This is a genomic window from Thalassococcus lentus, from assembly GCF_028023555.1.
GTDB lineage: Bacteria > Pseudomonadota > Alphaproteobacteria > Rhodobacterales > Rhodobacteraceae > Thalassococcus_A > Thalassococcus_A lentus.
The window spans coordinates 151,140-163,509 of sequence record NZ_JAQIOY010000002.1; the positions used below are offsets into that span (position 1 = coordinate 151,140).

The window sequence follows — 12,370 nt, forward strand, 5'->3', positions numbered from 1 at the left end:
CGGGGTTGTTTGCAAGCTCTTTTCTCAACTCACGCGCCGGTTTGCCGATGACAGCCGGGCCCTGAACAGAAAAAAGGCCGCTGAAGGAGCGGCCTTTGTGTTCAACAATGCGGATGCGTTGCCTAGAACGGGATTTCGTCGTCGATGTCACGGGATGGCGCGCGCGCCGGTGCCGATCCACCACCCGAGCCACCGCCATAGCCGCCCTCATCATAGCCGACGTTGCCGCCGCCACCGCCGTAGTCGCCACCGTAGCTGCCGCCACCGCCGCCACCACCGCCGCTGCCGCCGTCACGACCATCGAGAAAGGTCATTTCGCCAGCATAGGGGCGCAGGACCACTTCGGTTGAATACCGGTCCTGACCGGATTGATCCTGCCATTTGCGGGTTTCCAGCTTGCCCTCGATGTAAACCTTGGAGCCTTTGCGCAGGTACTGTTCGGCCAGACGCGCCAGGTTTTCATTGAAGATCGCGACGGAATGCCATTCGGTACGTTCGCGCCGTTCCCCGGTGTTGCGGTCTTTCCAGTTTTCGGAGGTCGCAATGCGAAGATTGCAGACCTTGCCGCCGTTCTGGAACGTGCGCACTTCGGGGTCGCGGCCGAGATTCCCGATAAGGATCACCTTGTTGACGGAGCCTGCCATAACCTCTTCCTTTCGAATCTATCGGCGGATGTTCGCCAGACCCTACAACAGCCGCCCGGGCTGGGCGAGCAGGAACGGATGCAGACTGGCGGTCCGGCCAAAAAACGCTATAGTCGCCCCATTAGAATGACGTGACAGGGTTAATGGGGGCATAATGGGTAAACGGGCTGTAGTGACCGTGCTGGCATTGGCCGCACTGGTTGGTGAAACCGCCGTTGCCGACGTTTTGGCTACGCAGGGCCGTGCGCGCATCTTTGACAGTCAGACCCGCGTTCTGGATAACCGGGCCCGTCAGCAATACAATAATTCGGTGCGGCTGAAGCCACCAACCGTTGTCACGCCGACCAAGTATGGCACTCTCAAAGAGGGCCGTATTCCGGCGTATCGCGGAAGCTACAAAGGTGTTTACGCCGACATGGCCCGGGCCGCTGCGCGCAAGCACGGCGTGCCGGAGGACCTGTTCCTGCGTCTGGTCAATCAGGAAAGCCGGTTCAACCCAAAGGCAAAGTCTCATGCCGGGGCAATCGGTCTGGCACAGTTGATGCCCGGCACTGCGAAACAGCTGGGCGTTAACCCGCATGATCCCAAACAGAATCTCGAAGGTGGCGCCCGTTATCTCAAGGAGCAATACCGCACTTTTGGATCGTGGCGTTTGGCTCTGGCTGCCTACAATGCGGGTCCGGGAGCCGTGCAAAAACACGGTGGCATCCCGCCTTACCGCGAAACACGCAATTATGTGAAAATCATTTGGGGCAGCTGATCAGGGCAGCCCCTTTTTGTTAGCCCTTCATTATAATTTTGCTGCCAGTTTGCAGGCCGGGACAATCACGGCAGGCAGAGCATGGCGCAGGGCAATCCATGGACAATTCGGTATTTGCTGCGATGTCAGGTCGCGCTTCGATGGACGTTGGCGGCGGCGGCTTTGTTGGCTGTTTTGGCGAACCCGGCTACCGCATGCCAATTGCCGCAAACGCTCCAACAACTGACCTTGCATCTGTCCACTGCTGCGGTGCAATCCACAGCGGCTCCGCGTCAGAGTCAGGCGGTACGGGATCTTTTGTCTGGCTCGGCTGAGACAGATTTGATGCGTGACCTGTCAGAGGCAGGGCAGCGCGAGCTTCAGCCGCTGGCGCTGGATTTGCTGGCACAGGGGCAGCAACTGGCCGCTGAAGGGTTTGTGCAGCGCCCCGCGACGGTACAGGCGTTGCTCAGTCAGATGGACAGCGCGCTGATCGCAGTCTGTGAAACACAGCAGGCTGACACGGCTTGGATGAATGTCGCCGGCTGGCTGACTGGCGATGAGGATGGCGATGGTGGTTGGCTGTCGGGCTTGGTGAACAGTCGTTCTGCTCAGGCTGGAATGCTGATGGGTGCCTTGGGCAGCTTTATCATCCTGCTCTATCTCACGGACTTTGCGTACCGGCAGGCTATGGCTCTGTTCTACAACAGAAAGATGTGTCTGATCCCTGCCAGCATCGAGGCGGGCAAAGCGACGGTTTCCGGCCATGTTGTCACCTTGGGACGCGGCGGTTTTCGCTTTGAGCCTGCGGCGCAGGCAGGCGATGACGCGCTGAGGCAATCGGTTGCCGCATTGCACGCCACCTTGGACATCGGCGGGCTGCAATTCGCAGCGCGACCCAGCGCCCTGACGGACACATATGCGGATTTCCGGCTGGATGAACCGCTTTCTCTGTCCAATCAAAAAATGCTGCTCTCTGCGTCCGTGATTTCGCCGTTCTATGTACGAAAATCACGCAGAGGCCAGCAGCGCGCCCTCAAACGGGGCGCTGCCAGCGATCTTGATGAGATTGCCGCCAATGCGAAAATGGCTACTCAGCGGCCACTTTGATCACAGGCTGCATTTCGTCGAGCACGGCATCATCGAGATGGCATTTGATCTGATGACCATCTGCCATGACCCGAACGGGCGGAACTTCCTTTTCACAAAGCCCGCCGCCGACACGCGTTTTCCAGCGGCACCGGGTCTGGAAAGGACAGCCAGAGGGTGGGTTCATCGCCGAAGGGATGTCGCCTTCAAGAACGATGTGTTCCTTTTCAACCGAGGTGTCCGCGATAGGTACCGCCGACAGCAACGCCTCGGTGTATGGGTGATAGGGCGGCGCAAAGACCTGATCCGTTGTGCCCAGTTCGACCACATGCCCGAGATACATCACCATCACCCGGTCGCTCAGGTAGCGGACGATCGACAGGTCGTGGCTGATGAACAGCAGTGTGGTTTTGTGTTCACGCTGAATTTCCATCAACAGATCGGTCACGGCGGCCTGCACGGAGACATCCAGCGCTGAAACCGGCTCATCTGCGACGACGATCCGTGCATCACCGGCAAAGGCCCGGGCAATGCCAACACGCTGTTTCTGCCCGCCGGACAGCTGCCTGGGCATGCGGTCGGCAAACTCGCGCGGCAATTTCACCAGGTCGAGCAAGCGCAGCATACGATCGCGGCGGTCATCCTCGGATTCGCCAATCCCGAAGATCTCGAGCGCCCGCATGATCTGGCGCCCAACCGTCATGGAGGGGTTCAACGTATCAAAGGGATTCTGGAACACCATCTGAACGTCGGCGACCGTCTTAGTGTCACGTTGCTGGATCGCGGTGTCCTGAATTTCGCGATTGTCGAGAATGATCTTCCCTTCGGTCGCAGTCTCAAGCCCCATCAAAACCTTGGCAAAGGTGGATTTACCACATCCGGATTCGCCGACAATCGCCAGCGTTTCACTTTCGCGCGCCTCGAAACTGAGCGTTTCATTGGCTTTGACCACGCGCACATCCCCGGACTTGCCGAACAGCGCATTGGCCGCGACCTGATAGTATTTCTTGAGGTTGTCCATTTTCAGAACGACCTGACCGGGCTCCGGTTTCTGCGAGGTCTCGCCAACGTCCATTGGCGCATCCCAGTCGATTTCCTGGAACTTCAGACAGCGTGTGGCATGACGATCGTTGCCGGGCACATCTGACATGGGGATGTCCTGCGCATCGCAGCGACCGGCCTCAAAGTAGTCGCAGCGCGGACCGAAATTACATCCGTTTGGCCGTTCATGCGGCAAAGGGAAGTTGCCGGGAATAGCGCGCAACGGACGCGCATTCTTGTCAGCGCCGGGCAGGGGGATCGACCGGAACAGCGCCTGTGTGTAGGGGTGCTGCATTTCGTCGAACACATCCTCAATGGAGCCGCGTTCAACGGCTTCGCCGGAATACATCACGCACAGGCGGTCACAGGTTTCCAGCACCAGCCCGAGATTGTGCGAAATGAACAGCATCGAGGTGCCGTATTTCTTGCCCAGTTCCTTGACCAGTTCCACAACCGCGGCTTCCACAGTTACGTCCAGAGCAGTTGTCGGTTCATCCAAAATCAGCAGCGACGGTTCGGCCATCAGGGCCATCGCGATCACGATGCGCTGCTGTTGTCCGCCCGACAGCTGGTGTGGATAGGCATCCAGAATGCGTTTCGGGTCCGGCAACTTCACATCGGTGACAACCTGCAAGGCCCGGTCATAGGCTTCCTGCTCGGATGCGCCGCGATGGATCATCGGTACTTCCATCAACTGACGCCCGATCTTCATGGCCGGGTTCAGGCTGGCCATGGGTTCCTGATAGATCATCGCGATCTCAGAGCCACGGATGTCCCGCAGTTCTTCGGCGCTCATCTGCCCCAGATCCCGTCCCTTGAACTTGATCGATCCGCCGACAACACGGCCATTCTTGCCAAGGTCCTGCATGACGCCCAGCGCCACGGTGCTCTTGCCGCAACCGGATTCTCCGACAAGACCCACGGCCTCGCCCGGTTGAACGGCTACGGAAAAGTCCATCACGGCGGGGATTTCGCGCAGGCGCGTGAAAAAGGAAATCGAAAGCTTGTCGATCTCCAGGATCGGGCCGTCATAGGCATCTTTCATGTCGTCTCTCCCATACGGGTGGCACCGAACCCCTGCGGGTTTCTTTGTGCCAGAAATATCCCGGGGGTCCGGGGGCTGGCCCCCGGTCCACCCTGTGAAGTCAGTCGCGCAGGCTTTCTTCGCGCAGGCCGTCCGCCAAAAGGTTCAGACCCAGAACAAGGCTCAGCAATGACAGCGCCGGTACAATGGCCGGGTGAAGGTAGATCTGCAGCAGGCGGCGTCCGTCGTTGATTGTTGTTCCCCAGTCCGGGCTTTCCGGTGGCAGGCCAAGCCCAAAGAAGCCCAAGGTGCCCAAAAGGATCGTGGTATAGCCAATGCGCAGACAGAAATCGACGATCAGCGGCCCACGTGCATTGGGCAGGATTTCCCAAAGCATGATGTACCAAGGCCCTTCGCCACGGGTCTGTGCGGCCGCAACATAATCCCGTGTCTTGATGTCCATGGTCAGGCCCCGCACGATCCTGAAGACCGTGGGCGAGTTGACAAAGACAACCGACACGAAGACCACCAAAATGCCGGACGGGACGTCAAACAGATCGGCAAAGCCGGGGATGACATGCACCTTTGATCCGACTTCCGAGATCAGCGACAGGTACAGCCAGCCCATCACACCCAACACGCCAATCAGCAGTGGTGTGCGCAGTCTTGGCCGTGTGTGATAGCGCGAGTTCAACAGCACCGCCGCAAAGACGATCGGGAAGATGAACAGGAAGGTCGCCATGTAGTTGGGAATACCGGTCGCGATGATTTCCGGTGTGACCAGAAGGTAGAAGAGCAAGATCACCGGAAAGGCGAGGATCAGGTTGGCAAGAAACGAAAGGAACGTGTCCAGCCGTCCGCCGTAGTACCCGGCGGGCAGGCCCAGCGTGATGCCAACCATAAAGGCAAACAGCGTGGCCAGTGGTGCAATCTGCACGACAACCCACGCGCCATCGATCATTCGACTAAAGACGTCACGCCCGAGATTGTCACCGCCAAAGAGATAGTAGGGGTATTGGCCCTCTTCAGCGCCCGAGATCGCCCAGCCGGGCACCTTGTTTTTCATCGAAGCGATTTGCTTGAGGCTGTCACTGGTCACGATCAGATCCATGGCACCAAAGATGCCTGTGAACACCCAGAACATCACCAGTGCAAAACCGATCATGCCGATGATGCTGTCGAACATTTTACCATAAAGACCCAGCCGCCGTTTATAGAGGATCGACACAACAAAGAGCAAAACGAGTGCGATCCAGACGGGTGTGAACTGGGCAAGGACGCGGACGAAGATTTCGCCCCAGGAAAGCGGATCCATGATTGTCTCCTCAGTTCACGCTGATGCGTGGGTTTAGGTAAACGTAGCCGATATCCGAAATCAGCTGCGTGATGAGCACCACAAAGACCGACACAACCGACACGCCCAAGAGCAGTTCGATATCGTTGTTGCCGGCGGCCTGAACGAGGGTCCAGCCAAAGCCTTTGTAGTTGAACAGGGTTTCAACGATCACGACACCGTTCAACAGCCATGGAAACTGCAGCATGATCACCGTGAAGGGGGCGATCAGTGCATTGCGCAGCGCATGTTTGATCACGATGTTCGGAAAGCTGACGCCCTTGAGACGGGCTGTGCGGATGTATTGCGCGGTCATGACCTCGGCCATCGAGGCCCGGGTCATGCGTGCGATGTATCCCATGCCGTAAAGCGCAATGGTCAGCACCGGTAGAAAGAAGTTCTCAAAGTTGGCGTTATCCATGGCCTGCGTGGCGGTTCCCTTGAACCACTTCAGGCCAACAGCCGAGGACGCAAAGACCGCGATCAGAATAACCCCCGAGACATATTCGGGCGTTGCCGTCGTCGTAATGGCCACCGTTGAGAGCGTTCGGTCGGTTGCTGAGCCTTCCCGCATGCCCGCCAGAACCCCCAGCAGCAGCGCCGAGGGCACCATCAGGACCATGACCCAGAACATCAGCTTGCCGGTCAAAGCCAGCGCGGTTCCGATAATACCGCCTGCAAATTCCTGAAAGACCGTGGAATAGCCCCAGTCGCCCTGCAATACGCCGCAAAAGGTCGGGGCCTCTTCGGGCGCTATGCCTTCCCGGATACACTTGCCGCGGATCGTGCCATCAGGGCCTTCAATCACGTAGCCCGGCAGCACGCCCAGCCACTGGCCATATTTCACGCCCGTCGGTTGCAAGTAGCCGCGGTTCGTCAGCCAACTGTCCACTTCCTCTTCGGACATGCGGAAGTTGCCTTGCGTCTTGGCGAGCTTTTCTAGGTTTGGATAAAGGTTGGTCAGAAAGAAGACGATGAACGTCAGGCAAAGCGCCGTCAGCAACATAATCCCCAATCGCCGAATGATAAAAAGTCCCATTGCACCCCCTGCGGCTGGGCGTTGTTTGGTTGGGGCCGTTCTTGTGCGGCCCTCAATTCGAAACGGGCCGCCCCTTTAGGAGCGGCCCGCAATCTTTTGAAAGTATTAGGCTTTCCAGCCGTACTTATAGATCTGTGGCAGGTATGCGATGTGCATGTCCGTGCCCATCAGCTCTGGCTTGGCGTGGCGGTAGAGCGAACGCCAGTATGGCTGGATCGTCACGCCTTCTTCGACCATGATCGACTGCAGCTTGCCCATGACTTCGCGGCGCGCTTCGACGTCTGCCAAAGAGTTGGCTTCGGACAGCAGGCTGTCGAACTCTTCGTTGGCAAAGCCGGATTCGTTCCACGCTTCGCCGGAACGGTAGGCCAAGGCCAGAACCTGTGTGCCCAGCGGACGGTGGTTCCAGTTGGTCGAGCTGAACGGATACTTCGCCCAGTCGTTCCAGAAGGTGGTGCCGGGCAGAACGGTCCGCTTGACCTTGATGCCCGCGTCACGCAGCTGAGCGGCAACCGCATCAGTTGTGTTCTTGCGCCAGTCATCGTCGATCGACAGCAGTTCGTGCTCGTAGTCGCCCATGCCGGCTTCATCCATCAGGGCCTTGGCCTTGGCGGGGTCCATCGGCAGACGGCCTGCATCGGGGTTGTACTCAGGGTGCACAGGCGCGACGTGGTGGTTGTCCGCTGCAACACCGCGACCCGAGTAGCCCAGCTCAAGGCAAACCTGGTTGTCGACGGCCATGGCAAGGGCCTGACGCACGCGCTTGTCGGCGTATGGCTTCATGCCGTCAACTTCGGCCTGCTGGTTTGGACGGATAACAACGGTCGCGCCGGTTACAACCTCGGAACGCTGGTAGCCGATGGCATCCAGGATATCGATGAAGTCACCAACGGATTCGTAGAACATGTCCACTTCGTCCGCTTCGGCCGCCGCAACCCATGCAGCAGGGTCGGTGCCATAGTCGATGTATTCGATACGATCGAGGTAGAAGCCACCTTCTTCGAACGCGTCGTTGCCCCACCATGGGTGATCGCCTTTGACCAGTACGGCTTTCTTGCCGACTTCGAGCGATTCAATCACCATCGGGCCAGTGCCTACGAGTTCGCTGATGTTGGCGTTCGGATCATAGCTGGAGTGCACAACCGCTGCCGGATAGTCAGCCATACCAGCGATGATGCTGATGTCTGGCGTTGGCAGTGTCAGCGTCAGGGTGTGGTCGTCCACGATGGTGACCACGCCGTCAGCCAGTTTGCCGCTGTCGGCATCGATCAGGGTCGCCATGCGGCCAGCCATCGAGTTGCCTTCGACGGACTTGTCACACCAGCGCTCGACCATGCGCGCAACGTCGGCAGAGGTGAAGTCGTCACCGTTGTTCCACTTGATGCCCTTGCGAACGTTCAGAGTGTAAACTGTGGCGTCGTCATTGGCCGCCCAGCTTTCGACCAGCATGCCGCGGAACGAGCCATCCGAGTTATACTCGACCAGATACTCCAGAGTGCCCGCAGTCACGAAGGCCATCTGTGTCCAGTCATATGTGCGCGGATCTTTGTGCAGACGCACTTCGTTTTGGATGCGGATTGTACCGCCGGACTGTGCGTGGCCAGCCGCCTGAGCAGGTGAGCCGAGGCCGCCGAGCGTGTAGGCCGCTGCTGCGGTCATGCCCAGCGCGGTCGAGCGCGCGATGAATTCACGACGGTCGATGTGACCCTCTTTCATTTCGCGAGCATACATTTCCGCGGCGGGGTGCACCCACGCGTCTTGTTTGGTGTGCGTCATCTTATTCTCCCTGTGACACATTTCGTTGGTTCGGATCATCTGTGTGCTTTCAATCGGCTCTCATCCCAGCGCCGAATAGTGTGTGATCCGTTGCATCGCCTATTCGGCATGCTTTCATCCCGGACGTCAACGAGCGGTTTCGGCAAAATGGGGTCTGAAAGCGACATAACTCTGATACAAAAGCGACAGCACCGGAAAGGCAAGCGGATTCCGCTCACAATTACCCTAGCGTCAGCTGTGATCGGGCCGGGTGGTTATGCCGTTATCGGAGCGGGCCTTTGGGGTTTGGCCTGACGTCTCAAGGCGCTGGGGGCCTGTCCGGTCTGGTTCTTGATGAACCGTGTGAAATAAGCGGATGAATGAAACCCCAGATCTTCCGCAATCTGTTTGATAGGAGGGCTGGGCAATTCCAACGCCACGCGCGCCGCGTGCAACTTGCGCTCGGTCAGCAGGTCTGCGGCTGTTTTCCCGCAGCTCGACTTGCACACGCGCGTCAGGTGCGTCGTCGTCACATCCAGAGCGCTGGCATAGTCATTCACCAGCCGATCGCTGCGAAATCCGCGTGCGACGGCCTGCGCGTAGCGTCTGCTGAGGCGCCGGGCCGCGTTCGTTTTCTGGTTGACCGTTTCTCCAGCCTCGACCTGCCGACGCAGCCAGACGCCAATCAGCCGGATATAGGCGCCAACAGCCGAGTCGTGGTCTGGGCGGCCCTGGGATAGCTCACGGCGCATCGAATCGATGTACCCGGTCAGCTCGGCCTGAGCGAGACTGTCGCGAACGGCAAGATGTAGCGATTCCTGAGGGCCATCTCCGGGGGAAAATCGGGGAAACGTGGCCAACAAAGCCTGCGTGTTGCTGGGAATATCCAGCGAAAAAAGGGTTCCGCCGGGCACGAATACGGCGTGGTTCAACCCAAGCCCGAGCCTAACACCGCCCACGGTAACACGGCCCTGACCGCGGGTGATCATCAGCAGCAAATCTTCGCTGCGGTCATGCGTCAGTGCAAACCGCCATGGCGCGGGCTGCGCGATCAGAGCAAATGAGCCGGCGCGAACAACGGGTTGCGCCTCTTGGCTTGAGCGCTTTGGCGGGGGCGGCGGCATGGCCGCGCCTTTACGCAGAAAGCTGGGAATGTTGCTCATGCAGAGGGGGCCTCGAGATAGCTGTCTTCTGGCACCGAAACGCGGGCCCAGCGGCCCATTCGGGCGCGGAACCATGTGCGCTGCCGTTTGGCAAATTGGCGCGTCAGGATGGTCGCGCGTTCACAGGCGTCTTGCAAGCTAATCTCACCTTTTAGGTGTGCGATCAGCTCTGAAGCGCCGATTGCCTTGGCGGATGGCCGGGACGGGCTCCAATCGGGCAGGTTTGCGCGGGCCTCGTCCAGAGCGCCTTGTTCGATCATCTGCCCAAAGCGCATTTCAATGCGCGGTGTCAGCCAGTCCTTGGGCGCGTCGAACAGGATCGGTTGCGCCTGCGTCAGCGGCAACAGCGGCGGTGGCGTGTCGTCCTGCCAGTCGGCAAGGCCCCGGCCCGTGGTTTGCAAGACTTCCCAGGCCCGCATTACACGCGCCGGATTGGCCAGATCGATTCTGTCCCGTGTCGATTTATCCAACGTGCCGATAAGGGCAGCCAGACCCTCTGACGCCAGTCGTGTCTCACCCGCGCTGCGAATCTCTGCCGGTGTCGGCGGAATGTCGGCCAGTCCTTCGGTCAGCGCTGAAAAATACAAACCGGTCCCGCCAACGATGATGGGGCGGCGCGCGCCGGGTTTGAGAAGCGGTGCAACCTGTTTGAGCCAATGCCCCACGGAATAGGCCTGATCGCCGGGAACGTGGCCGTATAACAGATGTGTCGCCAGGGCTTCGTCGCCGGGCGACGGGCGCGCCGTCAGAATGCGCCAGTCGTCGAACACCTGAATGGCGTCTGCGTTTACAACGACACCGCCCTGTGCCTGCGCGATGGCCAGAGCGAGCGCGGATTTCCCACTGGCGGTCGGGCCCGCAATCAGAACCGGACGATCTGGGGATAACCGCTCAAGGCAAGTTTGGAAGACCTTTGGATGCGCCATGCCTGTCCTCTGGCTGGACGATCGGGCGGGTGTGTCATTTCCCCGATCTGACCCTGCGGAAGGCGGACGCATGCCATTGCAGAGGCAACGATTTTCCGCCAAAGATAGAGCACACATATAACCGGGCAAAGGCGGAGCGCAACATGAGTGAGGGCAGCACGGAAAAGACCGCGTTCAAACGGGTCATGCTAAAGATTTCCGGCGAAGCGTTGATGGGGGACCAAGGGTTTGGTCTGCATCCGCCGACCGTTGAACGGATCGCACGCGAAGTGAAATCGGTGCACGATCAGGGCGTTGAAATCTGTATGGTTATTGGTGGCGGCAACATCTTTCGCGGGTTGGCCGGCAGTGCGCAGGGAATGGAGCGCACTACAGCGGACTACATGGGCATGCTGGCAACCGTGATGAATGCGCTTGCCATGCAATCGGCGTTGGAAGGGCTGGGTGTGTTCACGCGGGTCATCAGCGCAATCCGCATGGACGAAGTGGCCGAACCTTATATTCGCCGCCGCGCGGTGCGCCATCTTGAGAAAAAGCGCGTCTGCATCTTCGCAGCGGGCACCGGCAATCCGTATTTCACCACGGACACCGCCGCGACTTTGCGTGCAAATGAAATGGCTTGTGAGGCGATCTTCAAAGGCACCAAGGTGGACGGCGTCTATGACAAAGATCCTGTCAAACACGACGATGCTGTGCGGTATGACACTGTCAGCTATGATGATTGCCTTGCCAAAAATCTGAAGGTGATGGATGCCTCAGCCATTGCATTGGCGCGGGACAATAATTTGCCAATCATCGTGTTTTCGCTCGATGAGCCGGGTGGTTTCCGGGGCATTCTGGCGGGCAGCGGCACCTTTACCTGGGTGGGCGAAGGGAAATAACCCGGGATTCCAAGGGCATTGGACGGCGATAGGCTTTCCCTTGTGGCCTTGTACGGGTTAAACACGCATGAAATGCCGCGCAAAGCGGTGCTGAGACAGTCAGGGAAAGACGACCTATGTCAGACGATTTTGAACTGGATACCGACGATATCAAGCGCCGCATGGAAGGCGCCATGAGCAATCTGCGCACCGAATTTGCCTCACTGCGCACCGGCCGCGCTTCGGCGTCCATGCTGGAGCCAGTGATGGTTGACGCCTACGGGTCGATGACCCCGATCAACCAGGTCGGAACAGTGAACGTTCCCGAACCGCGGATGGTTACAGTCAACGTCTGGGACAAGGGCCTTGTCGGCAAGGTTGAAAAGGCGATCCGTGAAAGCGGGCTGGGGATCAATCCACAGCTGAACGGCACCATCATCATGTTGCCAATCCCGGAACTGAACGAAGAACGCCGCCGCGAGCTGGGCAAGGTTGCTGGCCAATACGCCGAAAGTGCGCGGGTGTCTGTCCGCAACGTGCGCCGCGACGGTATGGATCAGATCAAGAAGGCCAAAGCCGACGGTATGTCCGAAGACGATCAGAAATTCTGGGAATCCGAAGTTCAGGATCTGACCGATGCCTTTATCAAGCGCATCGATGAGTCGCTTGAGACCAAGCAAGAAGAAATCATGCAGGTCTGATTTGGGCCTATTGGCTCTGGCCGGGCGGCGCGTTGGCGTCTTTCGGCCAAGTGCCT

The 12,370-nt window shown here is 58.9% G+C and carries 11 protein-coding genes; 4 read left to right on the forward strand and 7 right to left on the reverse strand.

Features of this window, described 5'->3' with window-relative positions:
* Positions 1-122: 122 nt before the first annotated feature.
* Positions 123-644 carry a single-stranded DNA-binding protein gene (ssb, locus tag PFY00_RS05840; RefSeq protein WP_271431600.1) on the reverse strand — a complete coding sequence of 174 codons (522 nt, stop codon included), beginning with the start codon at positions 642-644 and terminating at the stop codon, positions 123-125.
* A gap of 154 nt (positions 645-798) precedes the next feature.
* On the opposite strand from ssb, the gene PFY00_RS05845 reads away from it, so the two are divergent.
* Positions 799-1,404, forward strand: coding sequence for a lytic transglycosylase domain-containing protein (locus PFY00_RS05845; protein WP_271431601.1), 606 nt, complete (start codon positions 799-801; stop codon positions 1,402-1,404).
* Positions 1,405-1,485: 81 nt separating this feature from the next.
* Entirely contained in the window at positions 1,486-2,493 is a 1,008-nt protein-coding gene (locus tag PFY00_RS05850) for a hypothetical protein (RefSeq protein WP_271431602.1), read from the forward strand.
* On the opposite strand, the gene PFY00_RS05855 is transcribed toward PFY00_RS05850, so the two are convergent.
* The 6 genes from PFY00_RS05855 to miaA form a co-directional block, all read right to left on the reverse strand.
* Positions 2,474-4,558, reverse strand: coding sequence for a dipeptide ABC transporter ATP-binding protein (locus PFY00_RS05855; RefSeq protein ID WP_271431603.1), 2,085 nt, complete (start codon positions 4,556-4,558; stop codon positions 2,474-2,476). The genes PFY00_RS05850 and PFY00_RS05855 overlap by 20 nt on opposite strands.
* A gap of 100 nt (positions 4,559-4,658) precedes the next feature.
* Positions 4,659-5,852, reverse strand: coding sequence for an ABC transporter permease (locus PFY00_RS05860; protein WP_271431604.1), 1,194 nt, complete (start codon positions 5,850-5,852; stop codon positions 4,659-4,661).
* A 10-nt stretch (positions 5,853-5,862) separates the two neighbouring features.
* Positions 5,863-6,909 (reverse strand): ABC transporter permease, encoded by a 1,047-nt coding sequence (locus PFY00_RS05865; protein ID WP_271431605.1) that lies wholly within the window; start codon positions 6,907-6,909, stop codon positions 5,863-5,865.
* A 105-nt stretch (positions 6,910-7,014) separates the two neighbouring features.
* Complete coding sequence (locus PFY00_RS05870) at positions 7,015-8,685, reverse strand: ABC transporter substrate-binding protein (RefSeq protein ID WP_271431606.1); 1,671 nt, start codon at positions 8,683-8,685, stop codon at positions 7,015-7,017.
* 254 nt (positions 8,686-8,939) lie between these two features.
* Positions 8,940-9,827 (reverse strand): helix-turn-helix transcriptional regulator, encoded by an 888-nt coding sequence (locus PFY00_RS05875; RefSeq protein ID WP_271431607.1) that lies wholly within the window; start codon positions 9,825-9,827, stop codon positions 8,940-8,942.
* Positions 9,824-10,753 (reverse strand): tRNA (adenosine(37)-N6)-dimethylallyltransferase MiaA, encoded by a 930-nt coding sequence (miaA, locus tag PFY00_RS05880; protein ID WP_271431608.1) that lies wholly within the window; start codon positions 10,751-10,753, stop codon positions 9,824-9,826. Before miaA ends, PFY00_RS05875 begins: the two co-directional genes overlap by 4 nt.
* Positions 10,754-10,896: 143 nt before the next feature.
* Between miaA and pyrH the strand changes: the two genes are divergently transcribed.
* Both pyrH and frr read left to right on the forward strand, forming a co-directional pair.
* A complete protein-coding gene (gene pyrH / locus PFY00_RS05885) occupies positions 10,897-11,634 on the forward strand; it encodes a UMP kinase (RefSeq protein WP_271431609.1) in 738 nt (245 codons plus the stop codon).
* A gap of 116 nt (positions 11,635-11,750) precedes the next feature.
* Entirely contained in the window at positions 11,751-12,314 is a 564-nt protein-coding gene (gene frr / locus PFY00_RS05890) for a ribosome recycling factor (RefSeq protein ID WP_271431610.1), read from the forward strand.
* The last annotated feature ends 56 nt before the right edge of the window (positions 12,315-12,370 follow it).